General features: G+C 36.3%; 29 protein-coding genes and 1 pseudogene. 19 read left to right on the top strand and 11 right to left on the bottom strand.

The window, feature by feature from the left end:
• Positions 1-125 precede the first annotated feature (125 nt).
• On the top strand, positions 126-938 hold the full coding sequence (locus J2S17_RS26590; RefSeq protein ID WP_307479871.1) for a penicillin-binding protein 2: 813 nt from the start codon (positions 126-128) through the stop codon (positions 936-938).
• Here J2S17_RS26590 and J2S17_RS26585 read toward each other — a convergent pair.
• Entirely contained in the window at positions 929-1084 is a 156-nt protein-coding gene (locus tag J2S17_RS26585) for a hypothetical protein (RefSeq protein WP_307479868.1), read from the bottom strand. The genes J2S17_RS26590 and J2S17_RS26585 overlap by 10 nt on opposite strands.
• A gap of 29 nt (positions 1085-1113) precedes the next feature.
• On the opposite strand from J2S17_RS26585, the pseudogene J2S17_RS28995 reads away from it, so the two are divergent.
• The 6 genes and pseudogenes from J2S17_RS28995 to J2S17_RS26555 all read left to right on the top strand — a co-directional run bounded on the left by J2S17_RS28995 (position 1114) and on the right by J2S17_RS26555 (position 7117).
• Positions 1114-1430: pseudogene (locus tag J2S17_RS28995) on the top strand (metal ABC transporter solute-binding protein, Zn/Mn family).
• 125 nt (positions 1431-1555) lie between these two features.
• Positions 1556-2521: a CobW family GTP-binding protein gene (locus J2S17_RS26575; RefSeq protein ID WP_307479865.1), complete on the top strand. Its 966-nt coding sequence runs from the start codon at positions 1556-1558 to the stop codon at positions 2519-2521.
• A gap of 47 nt (positions 2522-2568) precedes the next feature.
• Positions 2569-3678 (top strand): NAD(P)/FAD-dependent oxidoreductase, encoded by a 1110-nt coding sequence (locus J2S17_RS26570; protein WP_307479862.1) that lies wholly within the window; start codon positions 2569-2571, stop codon positions 3676-3678.
• On the top strand, positions 3672-5345 hold the full coding sequence (locus J2S17_RS26565; RefSeq protein WP_307479859.1) for a GTPase: 1674 nt from the start codon (positions 3672-3674) through the stop codon (positions 5343-5345). Before J2S17_RS26570 ends, J2S17_RS26565 begins: the two co-directional genes overlap by 7 nt.
• 39 nt (positions 5346-5384) lie before the next feature.
• Positions 5385-5939, top strand: coding sequence for a dCTP deaminase (gene dcd / locus J2S17_RS26560; protein ID WP_307479856.1), 555 nt, complete (start codon positions 5385-5387; stop codon positions 5937-5939).
• Positions 5936-7117: a GTP-binding protein gene (locus J2S17_RS26555; protein WP_307479854.1), complete on the top strand. Its 1182-nt coding sequence runs from the start codon at positions 5936-5938 to the stop codon at positions 7115-7117. Before dcd ends, J2S17_RS26555 begins: the two co-directional genes overlap by 4 nt.
• Positions 7118-7418: 301 nt before the next feature.
• Here the strand turns inward: J2S17_RS26555 and J2S17_RS26550 are convergent.
• Positions 7419-8458 (bottom strand): IS630 family transposase gene (locus J2S17_RS26550; protein WP_307479852.1). Its coding sequence is split into 2 segments (ribosomal slippage): positions 7419-7958 and positions 7961-8458, totalling 1038 coding nucleotides; the frame shifts between segments, so codons are not numbered across the junction.
• A gap of 257 nt (positions 8459-8715) precedes the next feature.
• On the opposite strand from J2S17_RS26550, the gene J2S17_RS26545 reads away from it, so the two are divergent.
• The 4 genes from J2S17_RS26545 to J2S17_RS26530 all read left to right on the top strand — a co-directional run bounded on the left by J2S17_RS26545 (position 8716) and on the right by J2S17_RS26530 (position 11795).
• A complete protein-coding gene (locus J2S17_RS26545; RefSeq protein ID WP_307479850.1) occupies positions 8716-9156 on the top strand; it encodes an RNA polymerase sigma factor in 441 nt (146 codons plus the stop codon).
• Entirely contained in the window at positions 9140-9394 is a 255-nt protein-coding gene (locus J2S17_RS26540) for a helix-turn-helix domain-containing protein (protein ID WP_307479847.1), read from the top strand. The genes J2S17_RS26545 and J2S17_RS26540 overlap by 17 nt, the downstream gene beginning before the upstream one ends.
• 371 nt (positions 9395-9765) lie before the next feature.
• On the top strand, positions 9766-9912 hold the full coding sequence (locus J2S17_RS26535) for an SHOCT domain-containing protein (RefSeq protein ID WP_307479844.1): 147 nt from the start codon (positions 9766-9768) through the stop codon (positions 9910-9912).
• 62 nt (positions 9913-9974) lie between these two features.
• Positions 9975-11795: a recombinase family protein gene (locus tag J2S17_RS26530; RefSeq protein ID WP_307479841.1), complete on the top strand. Its 1821-nt coding sequence runs from the start codon at positions 9975-9977 to the stop codon at positions 11793-11795.
• 60 nt (positions 11796-11855) lie between these two features.
• On the opposite strand, the gene J2S17_RS26525 is transcribed toward J2S17_RS26530, so the two are convergent.
• Together J2S17_RS26525 and J2S17_RS26520 are read right to left on the bottom strand one after the other, a co-directional pair.
• Positions 11856-12263: an ImmA/IrrE family metallo-endopeptidase gene (locus J2S17_RS26525; protein WP_307479839.1), complete on the bottom strand. Its 408-nt coding sequence runs from the start codon at positions 12261-12263 to the stop codon at positions 11856-11858.
• Between the two features lie 76 nt (positions 12264-12339).
• A complete protein-coding gene (locus J2S17_RS26520) occupies positions 12340-12537 on the bottom strand; it encodes a hypothetical protein (protein ID WP_307479836.1) in 198 nt (65 codons plus the stop codon).
• An 89-nt stretch (positions 12538-12626) separates the two neighbouring features.
• Here J2S17_RS26520 and J2S17_RS26515 point away from each other — a divergent pair, with 89 nt between their 5' ends.
• A complete protein-coding gene (locus J2S17_RS26515) occupies positions 12627-13010 on the top strand; it encodes a class I SAM-dependent methyltransferase (RefSeq protein WP_307479897.1) in 384 nt (127 codons plus the stop codon).
• A gap of 39 nt (positions 13011-13049) precedes the next feature.
• Here the strand turns inward: J2S17_RS26515 and J2S17_RS26510 are convergent, their stop codons facing one another.
• Positions 13050-13244 carry a hypothetical protein gene (locus J2S17_RS26510; protein WP_307479833.1) on the bottom strand — a complete coding sequence of 65 codons (195 nt, stop codon included), beginning with the start codon at positions 13242-13244 and terminating at the stop codon, positions 13050-13052.
• A 641-nt stretch (positions 13245-13885) separates the two neighbouring features.
• On the opposite strand from J2S17_RS26510, the gene J2S17_RS26505 reads away from it, so the two are divergent.
• The gene (locus J2S17_RS26505) at positions 13886-14353 is read left to right on the top strand and encodes an SRPBCC family protein (protein WP_307479831.1); all 468 of its coding nucleotides are present in this window, start codon (positions 13886-13888) and stop codon (positions 14351-14353) included.
• Between the two features lie 358 nt (positions 14354-14711).
• The gene (locus J2S17_RS26500; RefSeq protein WP_307479828.1) at positions 14712-15236 is read left to right on the top strand and encodes a YehS family protein; all 525 of its coding nucleotides are present in this window, start codon (positions 14712-14714) and stop codon (positions 15234-15236) included.
• A gap of 191 nt (positions 15237-15427) precedes the next feature.
• Here the strand turns inward: J2S17_RS26500 and J2S17_RS28990 are convergent, their stop codons facing one another.
• Both J2S17_RS28990 and J2S17_RS26490 read right to left on the bottom strand, forming a co-directional pair.
• The gene (locus J2S17_RS28990) at positions 15428-15640 is read right to left on the bottom strand and encodes an excalibur calcium-binding domain-containing protein (RefSeq protein WP_370875135.1); all 213 of its coding nucleotides are present in this window, start codon (positions 15638-15640) and stop codon (positions 15428-15430) included.
• A gap of 289 nt (positions 15641-15929) precedes the next feature.
• Positions 15930-17600 (bottom strand): carbohydrate-binding protein, encoded by a 1671-nt coding sequence (locus J2S17_RS26490; RefSeq protein ID WP_307479826.1) that lies wholly within the window; start codon positions 17598-17600, stop codon positions 15930-15932.
• Positions 17601-17779: 179 nt separating this feature from the next.
• Between J2S17_RS26490 and J2S17_RS26485 the strand changes: the two genes are divergently transcribed.
• From J2S17_RS26485 to J2S17_RS26465, 5 genes are all read left to right on the top strand, one after another.
• The gene (locus J2S17_RS26485) at positions 17780-18250 is read left to right on the top strand and encodes a hypothetical protein (protein ID WP_307479823.1); all 471 of its coding nucleotides are present in this window, start codon (positions 17780-17782) and stop codon (positions 18248-18250) included.
• Positions 18251-18291: 41 nt separating this feature from the next.
• The gene (locus tag J2S17_RS26480) at positions 18292-18807 is read left to right on the top strand and encodes an HXXEE domain-containing protein (protein WP_307479820.1); all 516 of its coding nucleotides are present in this window, start codon (positions 18292-18294) and stop codon (positions 18805-18807) included.
• A 163-nt stretch (positions 18808-18970) separates the two neighbouring features.
• Complete coding sequence (locus J2S17_RS26475; RefSeq protein WP_307479817.1) at positions 18971-20260, top strand: globin-coupled sensor protein; 1290 nt, start codon at positions 18971-18973, stop codon at positions 20258-20260.
• A 125-nt stretch (positions 20261-20385) separates the two neighbouring features.
• A complete protein-coding gene (locus J2S17_RS26470) occupies positions 20386-21360 on the top strand; it encodes an SDR family oxidoreductase (protein WP_307479815.1) in 975 nt (324 codons plus the stop codon).
• Between the two features lie 21 nt (positions 21361-21381).
• Positions 21382-21546 (top strand): hypothetical protein, encoded by a 165-nt coding sequence (locus J2S17_RS26465; RefSeq protein WP_307479812.1) that lies wholly within the window; start codon positions 21382-21384, stop codon positions 21544-21546.
• A gap of 167 nt (positions 21547-21713) precedes the next feature.
• On the opposite strand, the gene J2S17_RS26460 is transcribed toward J2S17_RS26465, so the two are convergent.
• The 4 genes from J2S17_RS26460 to J2S17_RS26445 form a co-directional block, all read right to left on the bottom strand.
• Positions 21714-22526: an ABC transporter permease gene (locus J2S17_RS26460; RefSeq protein ID WP_307479809.1), complete on the bottom strand. Its 813-nt coding sequence runs from the start codon at positions 22524-22526 to the stop codon at positions 21714-21716.
• Between the two features lie 13 nt (positions 22527-22539).
• Positions 22540-23349, bottom strand: coding sequence for an ABC transporter ATP-binding protein (locus tag J2S17_RS26455; protein ID WP_307479807.1), 810 nt, complete (start codon positions 23347-23349; stop codon positions 22540-22542).
• A gap of 24 nt (positions 23350-23373) precedes the next feature.
• A complete protein-coding gene (locus J2S17_RS26450; protein ID WP_307479805.1) occupies positions 23374-24420 on the bottom strand; it encodes an ABC transporter substrate-binding protein in 1047 nt (348 codons plus the stop codon).
• Between the two features lie 318 nt (positions 24421-24738).
• A partial coding sequence (locus J2S17_RS26445) for a hypothetical protein (RefSeq protein ID WP_307479803.1) occupies positions 24739-24948 on the bottom strand: 210 nt, incomplete at its 5' end.

Raw genomic sequence — 24948 nt, 5'->3', positions numbered from 1 at the left:
ATAGAGCGGAAAGAAGAAGATTAAGATACAGAATCCAGCCGGATAACAAACATAAAACAGTGTTCTATTCATTTTTTAAACTCATATAGTGGTTACAAGTCTACCAATGAAGAGGAGTTTCTAGGATGAAACGAGTATCTGCTACTACAGTAAAAAAACGAATCATCACTGTTTTTCTTTTATTTCTATTCATTTTATTTATTATTATCTTCCGTCTGGGCTATGTACAATTTGTACTTGGGGACGAGCTCTCTAATGAGGCCAATGAATTATGGACAAGAGATCTAGTATTTGCACCGGAAAGAGGAATGATTCTTGATGAAAATGGGCAAGCACTTGCAGAGAATGTTACGGCGCCAACAGTCGTAGTTGTCCCTAGGCAAGTTATAAACTCTGAAGAAACAGCTGAAAGTCTGGCGGATATTTTAGGTGCTGGATATGAAGAAGTTTATGAAACGATTACACAGCAAGCTTCCAGTGCAATGATACGACCACATGGAATTAAGATTAGTGCCGAAGAGGAAGAAGCTATTCGCACCCTAAATTTTCCAGGAGTATATCTGACGAAGGATTCAAAGAGACATTATCCACAAGGCACTTATTTAAGCCATGTTCTCGGGTTTGCTGGAATTGATAATCAGGGGTTAATGGGGCTGGAAAGTTTCTATGATGATAAATTAAAAGGAGTGCCGGGAAGTTTGTCTTTTTTCTCCGATGCAAAGGGCAATCGACTAGATACATTAGCTGATGAATATTCTCCTCCACAGGATGGTTTGCATTTGAAAACAACAATAAACGCTAAAGTACAGTCTATTATGGAAAGGGAATTGGATTTGGCAGATGCAAAATATAGTCCGGACGGTGCGATGGCAATCGCAGTAAATCCAAAGACAGGTGGAATTCTGGGGATGACTACAAGACCAAACTTTCATCCATGACAATCATGAAATCCTTGCCGAATCGAATTCAGTAACAATTGTAATTGATGATCACGAAGGACATGACCATGATGACGAGGTGCACGACCACGATCATGATGGACACGATCATAAAGTAAATTAACAGAATTAGATGAAAAATTCATGGATCTTCTAGAACAAGGAAAATAAGTATATTATTGTTCCACATGCAGCATTTGGTTATTGGGAAGAGCGCTATGGTGTGAAGCAAATCGCGATTAGTGGTTTATCTTCTGAAGAGGAACCATCACAAAAAGAATTAATTAGGCTGAGGAATACGATTTAGAATATATTCTCTACGAACAAAATAGTGGTAATCGCCTATCTAAAGTTATTCAGGATGAAATTGGTGCAGAGGCTTTAACCATTCACAACCTGGAAGTAAGAACAGAAGAGGATATTGAAAATAATGAAGACTATATTTCTTTAATGGAATATAACTTAGAGATACTTGATCAAGTGACAAAATAATAATTAATCCCCCATAGTCAGAATCTATTTAACTTTGGGGGATACCTATGGAAATTCAAGATGTCACGCATTACCTTTAGGGAACATGTTCATAGGGAAAATCATATTTAAAAGGAGAGAACATATTGTCAAAAGGAAAAAGTATTCCAGTAACGATTTTAACGGGATTCTTAGGTGCCGGTAAAACAACAGTATTAAATAACTTACTACGGGATATGTCCAATGAGAAAGTTGCTGTTATCATCAATGAATTTGGTGATACATCTATTGATGGCCAACTGGTGATACCGACAAGAGAAGAAATCATTGAAATAAATAGCGGCTGTATCTGCTGTAATGTACGTGGTGATTTAATCTATCTATTAGATAACTTAATGAAACAGGGAGAGGAAATAGACCGTGTTGTCATTGAGACGACAGGCATGGCTAATCCGGCTCCAGTTATCCAAACTTTCTTGATGGATGAGAAAACTGCAGACTTCTTTGAAATTGACAGTGTGATTACGCTGGTCGATGCCAAGCATATCAGACAGCATCTGGAAGAGGAAGAACCGAAGCAGCAAATTGCGTTTGCAGATGTTTTGCTTATAAACAAAATGGATTTAATTACAAAGGATGAAAAAATCAATCTGGAAAAGCAACTGATTCGAATGAATCCACAAGCTCAACGTTACTTTACTTCCTTTGGAGATGTGGAAACGAAAGACTTAATAGGGAAAGGTTCCTTTCTACTGGATAATGTATTAAAAATTGACCCAAGTTTACTGACGGAGTCCCATCATCACCATCACAACGATGAAGTGACATCGTTTGTGTTGCAAGAGAATCGATCGCTTGATATGGATAAGGTAAATAAATGGTTTGCGTATTTAGTACGTATAAAAGGAGAAAGTTTGTACCGTTATAAAGGTGTACTCTATATTAAACACATGAATAGAAAAGTCGTCTTTCAAGGAGTACATATGCTATTTGCAGGGACAAAAGGTGATGTATGGAAGAAAAGAGAACCGCGAAAGAGTGAGGTCGTATTTATTGGAAAGAATTTAGATCATCAAGAATTGGAAGAAGGTTTTAAAAACTGCCTTGCTTAATTTTTTTTAGTTTATAAATCGTAATGATTACGTTTGGGAGGATGCCTATGAAAAAGATATATGATGTCATTATTGTTGGAGCTGGTGCTTCAGGTATTGGAGTTGGAGCCATTCTAAAGGAAATGAATGCATCCTTTTTAATTTTTGAAAAGGAGGATGTCGGTGCTTCTTTTTTAAATTGGCCAGAAGAAATGCGGTTTATTACACCTTCGTTTCCAGCGCAGGGATTCGGTCAGACTGATTTAAATGCTGTTGTACCTAGAACATCTCCAGCTTATACACTTGATATGGAGCATCCGAGTGGAGAGGCATATGCAGAATATTTAAGCGTAGTTGCTGAGCATTTTGCATTGCCGATTAAAACAGGCGTGCAAGTTAAACACGTGATTAAAGTAGGAGCTGTTTTTTCATTGGACACTTCAGATGGAATATACGAGAGCCGTTATGTCGTCTGGGCAGGTGGAGAGTATCAATACCCTGATTTGACTTCTTTCCCTGGAGCGGAGCTTGCTGTTCACAATAGTTTAGTTTCATCGTGGAGAGAAATGGAAGGGGATGACTTTATTGTCATCGGAGGATATGAGAGTGGCATGGATGCTGCCTATCAATTAGGGAAGCTTGGGAAAAAAGCTACCATCATCGCGAGGACGAATACATGGGAACTAGATAATAGTGATCCAAGTATTGCTTTATCCGTCTATACGTATAATCGGGTACGTCACTTGCTTGATTCAGATGTATTACATGTTGCAGAGAATACTACTGTCAGCAAAATTGAAGATAACGCTGCTAGTTATGACGTGTATACAAATGATGGAAAAGTATATTCCACTCCTGAAAGACCAATCTTAGCAACAGGGTTTAAGGGAAGTACTAAGCTAATTGAAAACTTGGTAAGCCGTGGAGAACATGGAGAAGTGTTAGTGAATGATAGAGATGAAACCGTTGAAACTTCTGGTCTTTTTTTAGCAGGTCCTGAACTGCGGCATGGTAGCCATATATTCTGCTATATTTATAAATTTCGTCAACGTTATGCTGTAATAGCGGAAACAATTGGCAGAAATTTAAACTTAGATCTATCTATTTTAGACATGTACAAGCAAGAGAATTTTTATTTAGATGACCTTTCCAGTTGTGGAGAGATGTGTCAATGCTAAATGCTAGTGAAGTGTATATACCTGCTCAGACAGAGGTAGTATTGGTCGGTTTAGAGTCTGTTGGGAAATCAGGTTTATTTCGTGAATTAACAGGAGAAAAAAGTGCATTGGCTAGCAATGTAAGAGGTACGACAACCTCTGCTTTACAAGCTGCATGTAAATTAAATCCCAATATTCAGTTCACTGATTTGCCCGGATTGCAACTTGATGCTGACAGTGTAAGCACACAAATTACGTTGAATCATCTGCAGGAAGAAAAGACGATTCTTTTAGTAGTAAAAGCTACAACACTTAAAGAAGAGTTGTTAGAACTGTATGAAGGTCTTAATTTAAAAGGAAAGAGAATTGCAATCGTAGCGACACATCGGGATAAATATTCGCCATCACAGACCGAACAAAATCGGGTGGGGGAATTACTACAAGTTCCCGTTGTTTGGATAAATACACGAAAGTTAGATGAAGGAGCGCAGGCGGAAGTTATTGAAAGTATCGAGGAAGCTAAGATGTGGGGAGCAACAAAAAGTATTTTGCGCTTCCTTCCATCTTCTCCAGATGCTGTTAATCAATTAATTCCTATATTTCGTCTGCCGATAGCTGGTCCGATACTTGCTTGCTTATTTATATTTGCCATGTTTGCACTTCCTGTATTCGGTGCTTTTTTATTTGCGAACTGGTTTGAGCCAGTAACAGAGCAATATTTGATTGCTCCTATTATTTTATGGTTGGATCAAGCTCCTGCTTTTCTGGCTAGTATATTAATAGGTGATTACGGATTGATTACTTTAGGTTCCTATTCGTTTTTATGGGCTTTTCCCGTTGTTCTCTTGATAAGTATAACGACAACACTTACGGAAGAAATCGGAATACAGGAACATGTAACAACTGCATTGGATCCGTGGCTTCGCAAAATTGGTTTGACAGGAAGGGATTTATTACCTGTTATTACTGGATTCGGATGTAACGTTGTTGCAGTTCATCAAAGCAGAAGCTGCAGCACTTGTACCCGCACATCCTGTGTTTCCTTGATTGCGTTTGGTTCAGCATGTAGCTATCAAATAGGGGCAACGTTGTCTTTATTTAATGCAGCTCATGCTCCGCTTTTATTCATACCTTATTTATTTATCTTATTTATTGTAGGAGCGATCCATACAAGAATTTGGAATAGAAATCAAACGAATGAACTGACTCGTATTGCCCCACTACCTTATATACAAAAGGTTAACTGGCAAGGATTTTGGTGGAAAGTGGGCGGATCAATCAAGCAATTTTTATTGCAGGCGATGCCGATTTTCTTTTTGATATGTCTCATTTCATCTGTACTTGACACGTTAAATATATTATCTGTTTTCAGTTGGCTGGCCATGCCCCTCCTATATCTGTTTTCCCTACCAATAGAGGCAGCACCGGGTCTCATTTTTTCTCTTATTAGAAAGGACGGTTTGCTCGTCTTAAATGAGGGACAGGGCAGTTTATTAATGGACATGTCGATCAGTCAACTATTTATTCTTGTCTATCTGGCTTCCACACTATCTGCCTGTCTTGTGACATTATTTACAATCGGCAGGGAGCTTGGTTGGAAGACTTCTTTCTCCCTAGGCGGAAAACAAATGCTGACAAGTGTTGCTAGTACAGCGATTCTTGCAACGGTATTATATCAGTTTAACTAGCAATAGGATTCCATATCAAGATAAGGAGTGTTAACCTCAATGATTTTATCTGGGCAAACGATAAAACAGTATATAGACGATAAGGAGTTATCCATTTCCCCCTTTCAGGAACTAAGCATTCAGCCAGCTTCGATTGATTTGCGTCTGGGGAAGGATTTTGTAATTGTTGACACAATCTCTACAGACTATTTGTCGATTGATAAACCAGGAGCTTACCAAGAAATGAAGGTAACCGATCAAGAGTTAATTACGATTCAACCGCAAACATTTATGTTGGCAACCACATTGGAAGCGGTTGGTCTGCCTCCTCATTTAACAGCCTTTGTCGAAGGAAGAAGCTCTATCGGGAGACTCGGTGTCTTCGTTCAAAATGCTGGCTGGATTGACCCTGGATTTTCCGGACAAATCACTTTGGAATTGTTTAATGCAAACCGTGTGCCAATTCGATTGCAAGCGGGTATGCGCGTGTGCCAGCTTGTGATTGCTGAAGTAGATCAGGAAACAGAAGGATATGCCGGGAAATATTTATATCAAAAAGGTACTACGCCTAGTCGTGTGTATATGGATCAGGAAAGAAAGGCGGAAGAAGGATGAAGAAGAAAATCCCAGTGACTGTTTTGAGCGGCTTTCTAGGAGCAGGTAAAACAACTTTGCTGAACCATTTGCTGCAAAATCAGCTCGGACTGAAAATAGCGGTTATTGTTAATGATATGAGTGAAATTAATATTGATGCAAAATTGGTAAAGGAAGGAGGCTTTATCCGAACAGAAGAGAATCTCGTGGAAATGACAAACGGCTGTATATGCTGTACATTGCGGGATGACTTAGTCGTGGAGCTAGAAAAACTAGCTTTGCTTGATATTGATTATGTTTTAATTGAATCAAGTGGTGTATCTGAACCAATTCCTGTTGCCCAGAGTTTTGTCTATACCGATGAAGTGTTAGGGATAAACTTAACTGCTTCTTTTCAACTCGATACGATGGTAACTGTAATCGATGGACATCAATTTTGGGAGGACTATCACTCAGAGGATTTGTTAATAGATCGGCAAATGAACGTTACGGATGATGATGAGCGAGGTATTGTTGACTTATTGATTGATCAGATTGAATTTGCCAATGTCATTGTTTTAAATAAAACCGATAAGCTATCTGACGATGAGATTACTTCATTAAAAGCGTTGCTTTATAAGTTAAATCCGGAAGCAACATTCATTCCTGCAAAATATGGGAAAGTTGATCCATTAGAACTACTTCATACTGGTCAATTTGAATTTGAAAAAGCGAGTCAGGGAGCAGGTTGGATAAAAGAATTAAATGAAGAGCATGTACCAGAAACAGAAGAATATGGTATCAGTTCTTTTGTTTATAGGGCCAGAAAGCCATTTCATCCAGAGCGATTACAGCAATGGCTGGAGAATTGGCCTAAAGAAATACTGCGGGCAAAAGGGTTCTTCTGGTTAGTCACAAGAAATGATATAGCAGGATTTTTGTCTCAAGCTGGACGAATGATAACCCTGGAAGGGGCAGGCAGATGGTTGGCAAGCTATTCCGAAGCGGAGCAGGAGTTATTAAAAGCTGACGATCCAATTATGTTTGAGAATTGGGATGAACAAGCTGGAGACAGAATGACTGAACTTGTGTTTATTGGAATTGATATGGATAAGGAGCAGATTATACATTCATTGAATCAATGTTTAGTGACCGAAGAAGAGGAGCAAAAACCGATTTCATTTTTTGTTGATTCGCTACCTCCTTTTTTGATGAAATGAATGATTTTAGACCAGATTCGTTCAGGACTCTATTATAAGCTAGCTGAGCGTCTTTATCCGAGTGTGTTGAGTTGTCTGAAATTTTGATATTGGTCCTCATTTGGTTTGTTCTTTTTGAAACATTGAGTATCATCATTTTTGTCGTTGTTGTTCTCATCGTTTCAATTATTATGGCAGATTAATGAGACGCATAAAACTAAGTATAGGGAACGATTACTTTACAAACTTAGTTTTATAAATGAAGTGACGTGAATTAATATCAAAATTTATAACTATATAAGTTGAGTTTTTGATTTTAACATTATAGTTGCACACAGAGCCGGTTGATAATCGTTTCCGGATATTGACTAATTTCTTTAATAAACTCTCTTACTTCCAGCGCTATCTTTTGAACATTTGGGAAGAAGACATTATTTATCACGGACTCCTTCAGCCATTTCCATAGACCTTCTATCAAATTAAGCTCAGGGCTGTATGGAGGTAAAAACACAAGCTCAAGCCTATTTTTATTTTCTTCTAGGAATGGTTGCAAAAGCTTAGCGTGGTGAATACGGGCATTATCCAAAATCATCACAATCTTGCCAGAAGGATAATGAGCTAATACTTTCTTTAAAAACTCAAGAAAGGCAATGGCGTCATATTTTTCTTCTTCGGTACACATGATTTCGCCCGTTTCATAATTCAATGTGCCGATCAATTTTACGCCTCTGTGTTGGCCATATGTTGGGATTTTACGCTGCTTTCCTTTGATGAACCATGTACATTGAATTGCCTGATAGTCACGTATCATGGATTCATCTTCAAAAAGAATATGGTCTATATCTTCGTTTAAAAGCTTTTTTTTACATCAGCAAAGGTCTTTTCGACGAATTCCTTTTGTTTTTCAGGATCGGCCTTTTCCAATGTATAAGTAGGTCGAGTGTAGCTTAAACCCAGACCGTGTAAAACATCGGACATACTGCGTATACTGTAATCCTGATTCCACTCGCGTTTCACGTACGCACAGGCGAGTGCCAGGGTCCAGTTGTACCTTGCTGTAAAGCCAACATCTGCTGGAACTTTTGTTGTTATAACTTCAAACAGTGTGGCTTTTTGTTCTTTTGATAACTTGGAAGGTCTGCCGGGAGAATGCCCCAGTTCAAGCCCTTTAAGCCCTTTCTCCTTGTAAGCATTAATATAAGTACCAACTGTTTGCCGGCGACGATTAATAATTTTGGCAATCTCTATTCTGGTATAACCGATTAAAAATAGATAAACAGCCTGAAAACGTTCATAGAGACGGTGATCCTTGGCATACTTCATCGCTTCTTTTAGTTCTTCTATCTGACCTTGAGCGTTCATGGTTCTCACCAGTCCTTTTGTGGGATTTTAATATTCTATACCCGTTTTGGTCTGGTCGAAGCTTTAACTCAACTTATATATATAGATAACATTTGAATAACTAATAGAAAGTTTACACCCAACTGTCTTATTCAGTTGGGTTTTATTTTTCTTAAAATATTTTCTTGAATCTTTGGCATTCCATAAAAAATCTTGTTGAAGGTTATGAAAGGGGGAATCATCACCCACCTTTGCAGTTGCGAAGGGAGAGGAAATGCATGATAGAACCAGATCGTACCGAATGGCAAGTTCGCTGTGCGTTTAATGCTTTTTGTAAACGTGTCTTAAAAAATGAGGCAATTAATATTTACAACGAAAGACGGCAAAAACAAGCAAAGGAGAAGACATTTTCTGATCTCACTCCACAAGAAGAAAGTCAACTCTTTACCTTAGATAAGCACTATTCTGAAGGAGAAGAAGAACAAACTTTTCAAGTGGGTGGAAAGAAAATCACCATGGAGTTACTTGCTGAAGCGATGTGTACCTTGCCAAAAGAAAAGTGTATCACTGTCCAACTATACTATTTCTTTCAACTTTCTGATGTGGAAATTGGACAATTACTCGATATTTCACGCAGTACAATTCAGTATAGACGGACAAGCTCTTTTGAACGGTTAAAACGGTTTTTGGAGGAGCATGCAGATGAATGGGATGATTAATTCAAAAGTTGGAAACAACGAGCGCGGTTTATTACCGTACCCAATTATTTTAGCTGCAAATAAGGGTGAGCCAGAAGCAATGGATGTAGTCGTTCAGCATTATGGAAGCTACATGACAAGCCTGTCCATGCGTAAGCTCTGTGATGAAGATGGGAACTCTTACTGGGGCATCGATGAAGATACACGTGATCGCCTACATTCAAAGCTTATGCAAGCAGTTTTAGTTTTCAAGATTTGATGAAGTAATGGTTAGGTTTTCCCTTTCAATAATCATATATTTGTTCTTTGACAAAGAAAGCACGGGAGATAACGTCGTGCAGTATAAACAAAAAATCAGATACATTCTGCTGGTGATGAGCCACTTGATTCATACGCCACGACTTTCGTTAGAAAAGAGCGATAATCTTTGAATCTAAAGCAATCGTGGTTGATTGTTGGCGATAACTCATCAGTCAGGATAATGATACTCCCCTATCGTCATAGTTCGAGCGTTTAAAGCGTCGCAAGCTATGAGTAGGGCTGGAAGAAATACTTGCAGGGGTGAAATTCCCGTGGAGCTGTACCAACAGCCGTCTGATTTTTATAGTTTAAGAAAAGGGGGCATGTTTTTTGAAACAGGATTTGATTTTATATAGTATGCAAATTGCCATGTTAAAACAACTGCTTACCCGTAAATTAATTACAGAAAAGGAATATTACATTGTTAAAAATAGATTAATGAAAGAGTATGGTATCATTTCTGATATTACAGGCTGAATTGTGTTCCCTTAGGCGTTATAATGGAAAGTATATAAGGAACACAAAAAGGAGGAGCTGTTATGTCAGAAGTTGAAGTGATTCGGGCAAATAGTAACTTGGCAAATCAAAAGCGTGGGAAAGAAATCAAGCAACTCAGAGTTGCGGCATATTGTAGAGTAAGTACAGATTCAGAAGACCAGCTAAGTAGTTACAAATCACAAGTCTCTTATTACTCGGATTTAATACAGAAAAATGCAGAGTGGGTGTTAGCTGATATCTATGCGGATGAAGCTATTACAGGTACACAAGTGACCAAACGTGAAGATTTTCAACGCATGATCAATGATTGTATGAATGGAGATATTGATATGGTTATCACAAAATCAATATCTAGATTCGCAAGAAATACATTAGATACGTTGAAATATGTTCGTATGTTAAAAGAAAGAGATATAGCTGTTTATTTTGAAGACGAAAAAATCAATACACTGACAATGGACGGTGAATTGTTACTTGTTGTTTTGAGTTCGGTCGCACAACAGGAAGTTGAGAATATCTCTGCTAATGTTAAAAAGGGATTAAAGATGAAAATGAAGCGAGGAGAGCTAATCGGTTTTCAGGGCTGCCTTGGTTATGATTATCACCCAGAAGATAAAAGTATTTCAGTAAATGAAAAAGAAGCAGAAATCGTTCGCTATATATTTCAAAGGTATGTTGAAGGGGCAGGAGGTAGTATCATCTCAAGAGAACTAGAAAATTTAGGCTATAAAACAAAGAGAGGTACTCCAACATGGGCTGAAACAACCGTCCTTGGGATTATTAAAAATGAAAAATATAAAGGCGATATTTTAATGGGTAAAACTTTTACACTAGACCCTATCTCTAAACGTCGATTAGAAAATTTTGGTGAGGAAGATCAGTATTATTTAAGAAATCATCATGAACCCATTGTCAGTGCCGAAATATTTGATAAAGCACAGGAAATCAGAATGAGAAGAAACCGAGGACGAAATACAGTAGCGAAGAATGGCGGAAAACGAGAAAAGTTTAGCCGCAAATATGCTTTTAGTTGTATGATGGATTGTGCTTATTGCGGTGGTACATTAACAAGACGCAGATGGCATAGTGGGACTAAATATAATAAGACGATTTGGCAATGTGTTACGAGTACGAAGAAAGGAAAAAAGTTTTGTCCAGATAGTAAAGGTATACCAGAAGAAGCCATTGAAAAAGCTTTTCTAGAAAGTTACCGTATTATGTGCAATAACAACAAAGATGTATTAGAAGAGTTTTTACAACGAATGGAAGAAGCTTTAAGTTCCAAGACGATTCAGAAAGAACTTTCCAAAATAAAAAGGGAAGTTCAAGGTTTAGAAAACAAAAAAAATAACTTAGTGGACATGAGACTAGAGAATATCATCGATAAAGAAACATATGAAGAAAAGTATAACGCACTCATGGTGGAAATAAATGAAAAGATTCAAAAAAGAGAAGAATCGTTATCGAATTTGGAAGAAGAAAAGGATATTAAAAAACGCTTATTAGCTTTCAAAAAAGTGTTAGAACAAAATGAGGTTATTGATACGTTTGATCGTTATGTATTTGAAAGTATAGTTGAAAAAGTAATTGTAGGTGGAATAGATGAAGAAGGAAATAAAGATCCTGCGATGATTACTTTTGTATATAAGACAGGACTAAGTAACAGTCTTGATGGTGAAAAATTTAAACCTGCGCGAAGAAATGCAAAAAAAGATGACATAAATGCATCTAATGAATTGTGTTCACATACAGGCAACGAGGACAATAAATTGTATCCACATAGTAGTGACCACACACGTGGAAGCAGTTGCTTGCTTAACCTTGATTTAATAGGGTTTTATTGTAGGGTATGTTGGCGTTGATCACATTTTAACCACATACCCTGCAAAATTCCTTACTTTGAGATGAATTTTTCAAAAAGTTCAACGATTTTTAGCTCCGTTTTCAATGTCTAGACAGTTAGTAATGTTGTACTCAATCAACATAAATATTGGGACACAAAAATGGTACATAAAATTGTTTGCTTTAAACTCTTGAAGGTCACTAAAGTATTCCCTCAGTTCGTGTTGTTTCCCAACATGCCGCATTACATGTCCAAACTCATGTGCAAAATCCTGCCATTGCTTTTGTAGGAAATTACGACTATCTAGACAAATAGTAAACAAGTTTTTTTCTGTTTCTACTAATTTGCTATTGCCTTCTTCAAACTCAATCCAAATATCAAAATTATTTACGATTTGCCGCATATCGATTTCAGATGGTTTTGCAATTGCTAAGCTAAGGTATTGATCCCTTATACTCTCTTCTAAGTTAGTGAGTATATAATTCAACAAAATACCCCCCCTATATGAGAATGTATGTTCTTTTTTGTTATGAAATAAAAGCCCGTCATTAATACGTGCTTTATTAAAGTAATTGACTTTTCTTTTTATCAAACTTTTCTTGAGTGATGATTCCTTCACCCAATAATTCTATGAATTTACGAATTTCCATTACTGGATTAACATCTTTTATTTCTTGATGTGCTTTTTGGCCTTCTTGCGCTTCTCTTTGGTTTTCTACATCGAATAAATCGATATTAGCTATTGAAACCTGCTCCTGCAATTGTTCCTATAGGTCCAGCAACTAATGTTTCAACAATAGCACCTCCAGCAATTTTTCCCCCACTTCTGCTTTCAGAGAATTGCCATTCTATACGTTTTATCTTAAATTCACCCAACTTCTTTAATGTCAAACAAATTTTAATAACACCATTAGTTGTTGCTCCAGATGTTGTTGTTGATTTTAGAAATATGCCATTTGAAGATGAAACATTTTATCTAGTTGTATCTGATCCACCTCATTTAATACGAGTAGGAGAAAAATCTTGGTTATCACAAAAATACGGAAAGCTAAACCGAGGCAACTTGGGGAATGGATTTGATGAATGTATGAGGGTTCTTAAACCAAGTGGAACATTAATTTTTAAATGGAACGAGGATCAAATTTCTAAACATGAGGTTTTAAATTGTTTTGGCCACAAGCCATTGTTCGGTGATAAACGAAGTAAAACACATTGGGTGACATTTATTAAATAAAAAAACAAAAAAGTAACGGAATTACCTAGTAAAGCATTATTATCTTTCTTTATTCTTAATTAATGTTTTTAATATCATATCCAAAAATATTCCAATGGCAAACATTATAATCCCAACAAAGTGCAAATATTTAAAAAGACTTGAATCAGTATAGCCAAGACGATAAACCAACCCGACAAGACTTGAGATAAGCCCTAAGATTATAAGGTAATTTCCAAAATTTCTTATTTTCATGGTACACCTCTTATTAAGGATAGTTATTTAAATTATATACAGATTAGGGCATTGAAATGAAAATTATTTAAACAAAATAAGCAATATGTAAATTAAGAGGTGAAAGCATTGTTTAAATGTAAATCCTGCAAAAAGCCATTCAGCAAAAACGATGACATAATCATAACTGAGGTATTTCTGATGAAGCAGTGCATGACGAATGTCACCATAATTATTTGGCTAACATGCATCTAAATGATTTCACCCCTACAAGAAATAAAAAAAGCAAAATGTTAGAAATGTAAATTAAAGAGGTAGCACTTTGATTGTCCCAACTATTTGAGCAGATGGATTACCGAGAAAGAGAACATGAATTAGCAAGGCATTTAAGAGATATAGATTTTTTGATGGAGGGCATGGTTTAAGGTATGAATGTAGAAGTATTAGAGGCTAAAGAAAGTATCCAAGGAATTAATATTTTGCTGTAGGATTCAAATGGTGAAACTTTTTGGACACAGCTAGACAGTGAAGTTTAGCTAGATTAAAAGCATCCTTTCGAGCGTGCTATTTTTCATGGAGAAAGTATACAAAAATAATTTTAATAATTTCCTCTCTAGAGTATAATGAGTGAAAATATACTAACCAGATAGGAGACAATAAATTTGAAAGAAATACATTGTTATAGTTTTGAATTAGAAATAGACTCTAATATAGATTTAGTATTTGAATGTTTAAACAAAGACGAGCACGTATTGAAATGGAATTCGCAAATAATAGAAAACATATACGATGGTAGTGAAAATGATTTAGAAGAAGGTTCAACTTTTATTACAAGACAGAAAATTGGAAAGAAAGTTTATGAATTGCAAGGTTTATACACGAAATATAACCCACCTTATCAAGCCAAGGTTGAAACAGAAACAAAAGAAGGCGTAAGCAAGACAGAATACATTCTTGAAGAGACATCTGAAGGAACAAAATTTATTGTTAACGTTTATTTAGTTCCATCAAGCTGGATATACAAAGTAATGACAAACATGTTTAAATGGTCTTTTAAGCATGTTTATGATGAACAATTTAATAATTTTAAAGAGTATGTTTATCAAATTGAATATGAAAGGGACAAGTAAGAAGTAAATTCGTTTAATACATGACATTAAGTATCTATCCATTTAAGATAGGTGCTTTTTTTATGCAATTAAACAAGGAGGTAGGTGCCATGTAATGAGTTGGGATGATATCATAAAAGAATTTGAGACTTCAAAAATTTCATTAAAGGCACTTGAATGCTTTCCACTGCATTAGTCGTATACATAATTTCATTTGATATTTGGCAGTGTTTGAGAAATCAAAACACTGCTTTTTCTATTAGTGAAGTCAGCAATAACCATTCAGTAAAGGTATAAAACATGTCTCTAAAGTGTTAAACTATTGTCTTATGGGATTTAATTTATGATACGTTATAACAATAATTCAGGAGGACTAAAGATGAATATGAATAATAATGATATATTAATTAGACTGAGATATGCCTTGGATATTAAAAATATCGATATGGTAGAGATATTTAAACTTGGAGGCGTTGATGTATCAAGAGAAGAAGTCTTGAAGATACTTGTAAAATCGAAGGACAGTTATGATGATGAATTGGATTATGCTGAATCAGATGAAGATTTTATAAAATGCGATGATATCATGTTAGAGTCATTTTTAAATGGATTCATCATATTTAAAAGAGGCAAACAAGATCCAAAACCAGGACAGCCTGAAAAAACTGTGATGTCTATCAAGAGGCATGGAAGTGTAAATAATGTATTGCTAAAAAAATTAAAAATCGCGCTAGAGTTAAGAAGTGAAGACATGATTGATATATTGAAAGAAGCAGGAGTAATCATAACGAAAAATGAGTTAAGCGCTATACTTCGCAAAGAAGGACATAATAATTATGTAGAGTGTGGCGATCGATACGCAAGAAACTTCTTAAAAGGTTTAGCTATAAAATACAGAGGTTAAACCGTTTTGCAAGGGGTACGATTCTCTCCCAATAAATCTACAATGACAGAGATACTAGGGTTTTTTTTATTGATGAAGTAAAAAACAACAAATATGTGGCAGCTGTTATGGAATTAATGAATGTTAGCATAATGATGAACCCTATAATGATAAACACCCATGATTTCTCATGAGGAAATCATGGTGTTTTTTTAAGAACTACCTTTCACAAGCAAACCATCTTTATCCCTAGCTATTTTTGATTGATAGGCTGGGTGGGAACTTGGCACACCATTTGGGTATACTTTTGTTAGCTCTGTACAGTTAGCAAAACTTTCATTGCTTGCTGTTGTAACGGCCTGCTCACTTGTTTTACTTTTATTAGGTGTTCCAGAACCATCTATAAGATTGGCTAGTGATAACAACAGACTTGGAGTTTTCTTGGGCGCTGGCTAATTGCCTTTTAGCTTATCTATTTCACTTTCCAATGAATGATTATTTTCTTCAAGTTCATTTATTTGTTCCGTGAGCTCTTCCTTTTCTGTTTCCAAGCTAGCTTTTTGTTTATCTATCTCTTTCAGTTCATTTTTTAGAATCAGATACCTGTGCTGAAACCTAATCATAATTTTGACTTAACTCTTTATTTTCCGTATTAATTTACGATAACAGAAAAAAGCATGCTTCAAACTGCAAAGCATGCCCAAGTAATGATTATTATTTTACTTTTTTCCAAACATCCCACTGTCCTGATTTTGAAGGATTGTCACCACGAGTCCACCATTTGGCTTCATAAAGCTCTCCATTATAGTAGGCCTTGTCTCCAGCAACATAGATATCTGAAGCATTCCATTCTGGGATTTCATTTGGATTTTCGTCTTTTATTTCTTTCCAAACATCCCATTGACCGGATTTAAGCGGATTTTCACCTTTGGTCCACCATTTTGCCTCAAAGACACGGCCGTCATGGCTAACGCGATCGCCTGCAACGTATACCTTATCGGGAGACCATGTTTCATGTTCTTTTTCTTTGACGATGGAGAATGTTTCTAAATGTCGATTGTCATTCGTCTTCGTTGTTGTGTAATACGTATCGAATGTAATTTTTTCATCTGAAACGGTTACTTCGCTATAGGTTATTTTGTTGCCATCTGCGGAGGCTGCATCTTCTACATTTGTGCTTTTTACATCAAGGAAATCATAATTAGGTATGAGCGGATCTCCGGTAGTGACAGAATAGTTTTTCGGATTATAGAACTTTAAGCCGCCAGAGACGATTGTGTAATAAAGCGGTGCATCTGGTGCGTATACCGTTGATAAATCTGTTGGTTTTACTGGCTGAGCGTTTTCTTTTGATCCATCCCCGTTTACAAATCCGCGGCTATATACATGATCATGTCCTGAAAGCACGGCGTCCACATTTAACTCATCTAAGACTGGTGAAAGTGCGGTACGAAGGCGAATGATATCCGAATCTGTAATATGGCTGGCACCAGGATAAATACTTTTATGGAATAGGACAATTTTCCACTTTTTATCTGAAGCTTCCATGTCCTTTTTTAACCATTCGACTTGTTCTTCCAGCTTCTCACCACTTGAATGTTCAGTGTTGAGTGAAGCGAAGTGGGCTGATCCATAATCAAAGGAATAAACATAAGATGACTCATTAGCTGTATTTTCCTTGGCGCTCTCAGGTGAAGGGAAATAATTATCTAAGTAAAGACCGCTCGCACTATCATGATTTCCGATGACAGGGACCATGAAAGTATCTTGAAATAAATTCTGTGACAAATTAAAGAATGTATCCCATTGATCAGGGTTATTTGCTTTATCTGTAAAATCTCCTGCTAAATAGGTGAAATCCACACTATCTTTAAATTGGCTTGTTGCATTTTTTAGCATTTGCTCCGTTTTCTTTCCGTCTGTTGAGGCAGAGCTGTATTGTGTGTCAGAAAGGTAGAGAAATGAAAATTCTTTTTCTTCATCAGTGCTGGCTGTTTTAAATTGCCCTTTATCACTCCAGCCTTTGTCTGTTCCATCTCCGACACGATAAAGATATTCGGTGCCTTCTTCCAGCTGAGTTGCAGAAACCTTACTATAGGCACGATTGTTTTTAAATACTATGTCGTTACTAGTAAAGGTTTTTACATGTTTAGAGGCGAATTTTTTTGCATCTGATTTTTTAACTACCTGTGCAATAGCTTTTGTTACATCGAGATCACGGGTTTCCCAAGAGAGCTTCATGCTACTGTTTGGATTCTCAGTAACGGTTGATGTAATCACCGCTGGTGGAGTTTCAGCAGCAAATATGGGCTGTGCCACTCCAAGCGAGATTGCGAGGACAGAGCTTAATACGAAACTAGTTTTCTTTTTTTCCTTTGTTTTCAAATGAAAATCCTCCTTTGATTTATGTACATTTTTAGTTTATATAGGTATTGTTGGCAAAGTATAAAGGAGGTGTAAAGAATGGTTAAGGGAATGTGAAGGGGTGTTTACAAAATATTTTGAATAACAAACTTTATGAAATTTTTAGTAAAATATAAGCAATTATAACTTAGGAGAAGACCATGAAAAGATTACTAGTTTTTTTAACGATGCTGCTGGCATTAATTATTTTTATTGATTCACCTACTTTTGCGGATTCATCATCAATAGTAATAGGAGAAAGGAAAGCAGGTGGTTTTGAATACACTGTAAATAAAACTCAGGATTCGTTTCACTGGACAATAGCTCATAAAGGAGAAAGATCAGAGATAGAGGAGGACAAGTCTAATAGCGAAGTTTTGACCAATTTTATGATTGCTGTTAATAACTTGAATACAGAAATTACCACGTTCATTTTATCCTTATCCTACTTGCTTATCATATTAATCACAGTCATCGTTGTTTATCAAAAAAATATAGAAATGCTTAAAAGCGGTGGTCTAATCATTTTAATGCTTGGCGTGGTTACAGTGTATGTTACCATTAATACATTGATTAACGCGAAGGTATCATTCGAAGAAGCAACATTTTATTATTTAGTTATAACAAGTTAAGAGCAATTTGTTTCTGTGAATGAAACGGGGGTATTTTTATAATGATTGAATATCTTTTTATAGGAATGTTTTTGGTTGTTTTCATGCTTCATAATTTTGAGGAGATTATTTTGATAGAAAGCTGGTTCAAAAATACATATCCGAAAGTAAAGCATCGTATACCCAATAGGATTTCGACTGAAGTAGATAAAATGAAAAGGACCACAGCCGCTCAGTTTTCTATAGATGTTCTTATTTTATTTATCATTGCCATCGTTTTAATAGGGTTAACACTCTTAACGAATAACTATATACTCTTTTTAGGCTTAAATCTATTTTTCGCATTAAATATTTTCATCCATCCTATTCAATCTCTGTTGCTAAAAGCTTATGTGCCTGGCCTAATTTCCACGATATTGATTGTTTTTCCATATAATCTATTTTTCTTTTATATTTTTATAAGGGAAGACCTAATAGACTGGCTTTCTGTATTATATTGCATACCAATTATTATTCTCTTAGTTGGTGTATTAGTTATTAGTCAAAGTTTCTCACGTAAGTTACTTAAAAATGAATAGAAAAATTACAGGCAGTCATTTCTCTTAAGCATGTTAAATCATTTCTGAAATGAATTTTCGGAATAGGTAATTATACTTAATTATCTAAAGAAAACAAAACAATATAACTAACATGTTTATAGTATAATATTCCTAATGGTTTATTGATTAGGAGGAAAGAATAATGTTCTTTACAAAAAAACATGTCGAAGATCCTGGATTAAACCTAGATCAAATGACAGGGGAAATCAGCTTCATCCAAAGGAGTGAAGTTGAGAGCCAGTTAAAAATGATTCATCTTACAACTGCTGATTTACGGGTGATTAATTCCTTACAGCCCTTTGTTATAGAAAAGATAGATTATATTGTTGATCGGTTTTATGAAAACCTTCATTATGAACCAATATTGCTAAAGATTATTAATAATCATAGTTCTATTGAAAGATTAAAAATGACGCTTAAGCAGCATATTATTGAAATGTTTGATGGCATTGTAGATGATGCCTATTTTGAAAAACGAAAGAAAATCGCAAATATTCATGTGAAAATCGGGTTGCAAACAAAATGGTATTTATGTGCTTTTCAAGATTTGCTTTTATCGCTGCTAGAGATCATTGAGAGAAGTAAATTGATTAAGAGCGATTATTTTCATTCGATAAGTGCAGTTACTAAAATCCTTAATTTAGAACAGCAATTGGTTTTAGAAGCATACGATGCTGAAACGGATAGACTAAGATCACAAATTGAAAAACAGAAACAGCTCGTTCGGAAGAAGGTTGCAAATGAGACTGAAAACCTTGCAACGATTTCCGAACAAACCAATATTTCATTTAAAGAATTAGTTGCACAATCGAATGAGATTGTTGCACATGCCGATACAGGAAAGAACTTATCCTTAATTGCAAAGGAAAATGCGGAAAAGGGAAAAGATCATATACATAAACAAGCAATCGTGATGTCCAATATTCATCACTCAGTAAAAGAAATAACAAAGGATGTTGAAGAATTATTAAATGTATTGAGTGAAATGCAAGAAATTGTTGATATTGTTACAGATATATCAGACCAAACCAATTTATTGTCTTTAAATGCCGCTATAGAAGCAGCAAGAGCAGGAGAATCAGGTCTTGGGTTTTCAGTAGTTGCTACAGAAGTACGCAAATTATCGGAACAAACAAGAAGTTCTGTTAAAGATGTCTCGTCCTTGATTCTAAATACAAATTCACAAATTGACAGGCTAACGCAGTCACTTGATAAAGTGAGTGGCGATGTAGAAAGTGGAAATAATCATATGAACACAACAGAAAATCATTTTGAACAAATTGTACATACGATGGGCGAAACAATGCTGCAAAATAATAAAATTCAAAAAGAAATTGTTTCTATCGTAGATGTTGTGAATAATATGGAAAAAGGGTTTGAAGAGGTGGCGTCTGCTGCAGAAAACCTTACAAAAGTTGCTCATGAAATTTAAAAAATATAGAATTTGAGTTGTTAGTTTTTAAAATAAATTTCTTTAGTAGCTGTTAAAATGATGGTTCAATCAAGTTCACCCTCCACATATGTTTAAAAGAAGTATGATTTTAGGGAGGGAGATAAATGGATCGCAACCAGAAGAAGCTGGATGAGATTAAAAAAATGCAGCAGAGTTTTAAAGAAAACATGAAAATGGATCCTTATCCGGTCTATCCGAATTATGGAAAGATAACAAGATATGAAGAGATCCCGATCAGTTTTCCTGAACAGCGTCAGCTTCGTCAGCCAGGTATAGAAGGACTTATGGTTCCTTTGCCGATTATTGAAAATCCTCATTATAAAGGAAGCAGGAAATTAGAAGGAAAGGTTGCGCTAATTACAGGCGGAGATAGCGGGATGGGAGCAGCAGCAGCTATTGCCTTTGCTAAAGAAGGGGCAGATGTGGCTATTTCTTACTTAGATGAGCATGTGGATGCGCAAAGGACAAAAGATAGAATTGAAGAATTAGGGCAGCGTTGTTTAGCAATGGCAGGTGACCTGCGCGATAAATCAGAATGTATAGCGATTGTTGAACGGACGGTAGAAAATTTCGGGCGTCTCGATATCCTTTGTAACCACGTTGGTATTCAGTTTCAGCAGTTAAGTTTGTTAGATATCACTGATGAACAATTCGATGATACGTTTAAAGTCAATATATACTCTCATTTCTATACGACGAGAGCGGCACTTCCTTATTTAAGTGCAGGCAGCTCAATTATTAATACATCTTCAGTGGTTGCCTATGCAGGGGAAGAGCAATTAATTGATTATACAGCTACAAAGGCAGCAAATGTTGGGTTTACACGCGCATTAGCAAACAATGTTGTCAAACAGGGAATACGCGTGAATGCAATCGCTCCGGGACGAATATGGACCCCTCTCATACCAGCCAGTTTTTCATCAGATCAGGTAGCAGTTTATGGGGCATTTAACCCCATGGAACGCGTGGCACATCCATTTGAATTAGCGCCTACCTTTGTCTATCTTGCCTCAGATGATTCACGATTTGTCACTGGGCAAGTCTTACATGTTAATGGAGGGGAAACAACACAATCATAAACTTGGAAGGAAGGTAACCTTATGCCATACGAATTTAATCCTGAAGTGACCTTGCTTTTGGTAAACCACTCAGGTGAGAAAGTACGAATGGAATACACGGAACAATCATGGAAGATGCCGAAGATTGGGTTGCGGCCTCCTTATTATGCTCATCCTGAGTATGAAGCGAACTATCCAATTGTGTAATTTTGCTGGAGGGAAAAATGCCTTTGTTAGGGTATTTTTTTATTTTGGAATATTATTTATCATTTATAGAACATCATGAAGATGTTAATGTTAGATCAATTAATTTATGTACTGTTAACTAGCTTCGCAAATAAAAAAGCCTATTGCAAAAGCAATAGGCGAAAAACTTACTCCGGTTTCCAAGAAGAAAACCTTTTCTCAATTAAGCCAATAATTCCAGTTAATAATACTCCAGAGATTGCAATAACGGCAACACCGACAAACATTTCCGCTGTTTTTAAGTTTTGGCCGGCATGGGTTAAATGATAACCAATACCAGCAGTAGAGGCATACATTTCACCGACAACGATAGCGATGAGCCCTTGACCTAAGCCTAAGCGAATCCCGTTTAATAAAAAGGGAACGGTGGAAGGAAGAGCGATTGTCCTAAATATTTGAAACTCAGTTGCAGTAAAGCTTCTTGCTGCTTTAATTAGGTTTTGATCTAGAGTGCTCATTGCTTTTTGGGCGCTCATTACAATTGGGAAGAACGCCATTAAAAATACGACGACAATTTTGGAAGTGATCCCAATTCCAAATGCGATAATGATTATTGGTAATAACGCCACCTTGGGAGTAACATAAAGGGCTGACACAAATGGGTTGATTACCGCATTGAAAATTTGATTCCAGCCTGCAAATATTCCGATGGGTATCCCAATCATTAAAGCGAGAAGGAAACCAAATGTAAATTCATAAGCGCTTACTCCTATATGATTCCAGTAAGCTGGGTCAACAAATAAGGTAGCAGCTGCCTCTACAATGCTTAAAGGTGAGCTGATGAAAAGCGGATTAATTACTTTATAGTATGAAACCAATTCCCATATCACTAAGAAGGTGATTACAGATACAGTGCTAATGATAAAGTTTCTTTGGTTTTTGGAGATTTTCCTTGGCTTGTGATTGATCTTTCCAATCGAAATAGCATCCTCTTTTTTCACTGATTATCCCTCCTTATGAGTCAAAACCTTGTTTGGAGGATTCATTTTCAATTAATCCCCAAATATGGTCAACATATTTTAAAAAATGTGGGTCTCTTTTTATTTTTAAATCACGTGGACGATCGATTTCTATTTTGATATCGTCTACAAGATGTCCAGGGCGAGCACCAAAAACAAAAACCCGATCGGCCAAATAAACAGCTTCATCAATCTGGTGTGTAATAAAAATACTGGTTTTCTTTGTTTCACTCCATATTCTCAGTAATTCCTGCTGCATGAACTCCCGGGTTTGCGCATCTAGAGCAGAAAACGGTTCATCTAATAGCAGCAAAGAGGGGTCGACAGTTAGCGCTCTGGCAAGATTTACACGCTGCTGCATACCGCCGGATAATTCATGAGGATAATGCTTTTCAAATCCTTTAAGACCGACCATCTCAATATAATCGACTGCAAGTTTCTTTATTTCTGGTGTCGCTCTTTTTTGCAGCTCAACACCGTACATGACATTTTCCAACACATTTCGCCAAGGTAATAGGCTAGGCGATTGGAAGACCATGGACCGATCGCGTCCTGGTCCTTCGATTTTTTTGTTATCTAAAAGGATGGAGCCGTTACTCGGTTTAATAAAACCAATGACCGTATTTAGAAAAGTTGTTTTTCCACAGCCGGATGGACCCACAATGCAAATGAATTCTCCTTCTTCGATGGTTAAGTTTATATTTTTAAGTGCAACCACTTCATGACCTGTTTTATTATTTACATAAGTAACATCTAAAAATTGGCTTCGTAATTTCGGATTGGTTTGCACAGCTGATTCTGCCATTTCAATCATCCTTTCAGGTTGGAATTATTTAGAGAATGCTTCCTCAATGTAACTATTTGTCCATAACACATCCTCGGTCGTATCATGCTTTGTAGGTACACCAGAAATCTCACTTAATTCAACTAATGGATCTTGAGCATTATCCCAAGCTGCTTGAGTCATTTCACCATGACCCACATAGGTTGGCTTTAAACCCTCTAAAGAGGTTTTGAGGATATCTTCATCTACACCTTCAAAATATGAAATGATGGCAGCGGCAGCTTCTGCAGGATTTTCTCTCGTAAATTCAATCCCTTTACCTAAAGCCTTTACAACCTTTTTAGCCAATTCAGGGTTGTCCTCAATATAGTCGCGTTTTGCAAATACAATTTCCCAAGCAAGTTCAGCGTACATTTCTTCATCACTCAAACGGAAAGCCAGTAGTCCCCCATCTTCAGCCTCCACTTGAGAAGAGAAGGGTGCAGAAGCGATACCTCCATCAATAATTCCTTCTTGCATCGCTCCTACTTTAGAGCCTGTTCCATCCATTTTTACGGTTTCCAATGTTTTTTGGTCTTGTCCATATTTCTGCATTAAATATCTTAAATAGACATCCCCAGAGTCACCAACCTGGTTAGAGCCAATTGTTGCTCCAGATAATGCTGCCATTTTATCCTCTAGTGTAGAGTCTTGAGAGATTCCTTTCTCCTTCATATACGTTTTAGAAAAAGCTACTTCATAGGTCAAAGCTGAATTGAGGCCCTGAATGGAAATTAAGTCTTCCCCAGCTTCAATAGCAGAAAGCATCGCTCGCGGCGCACTAATAGCAAATTGTGAATCACCTGATAAAAGCGTGGCGATGACTTGTGAGCCGCCTCCGCCAGAAGCGATTTTTGCATCAATCCCTTCGTCCTCTAAATAGCCTTTTTCAATTGCGACGTAAAGGGGAGCAAATGATAAAATCCTAGCTGGTTCAGCAAAAGTAACAGAAGCCATCTCACCATCAGTTGATCCTGATGAAGATGCACCACCACAAGCAGATAAAACAAAAAGAAAAAGAGAGGCTGCAGCTAAATAAAATATTTTTCTCATCTTTGAAAACTCCTTTTATATAATTTTATTAATAAAGTCATAAGACCCTATTTGTTAAGTAAAACTGCCTGTATGCGCAAAAAGTAGTATGAAAAATCAGAAAAAATGGAGCAAAATGGTAAATGTTTTATATATGATACATTGTTTTAATTATTATCATAAAGAGATCTGTTGTCAATATTATTGTAAGAAAATTTGACAAATTAAGATTATTATAGATAATTTTGATATTCTAATATAATGAAAGGTTTTTTCGAGAGAGGTTTAAGGGTATGGTGTTTCAAATGTTGTTGGGGGCAGGTGACGTGTCTTAAGGTTCTATTTAAGGATGATTAGAACAAGAAAAAGGAGAAAATCGATGAAAATACGTTCTAATCCGATGATTAGAACAAGAAAGAGGAGGAAAACGATGAAAATATGTTCTAATCCGATGATTAGAACAAGAAAGAGGAGGAAAACGATGAAAATATGTTCTAATCCGATGATTAGAACAAGAAAAAGGAGAAAAACGATGAAAATATGTTCTAA

The organism is Cytobacillus purgationiresistens, assembly GCF_030813235.1.
Classification (GTDB): Bacteria; Bacillota; Bacilli; order Bacillales; family Cytobacillaceae; genus Cytobacillus; species Cytobacillus purgationiresistens.
This window is presented reverse-complemented; position numbering and strand designations above follow the sequence as displayed.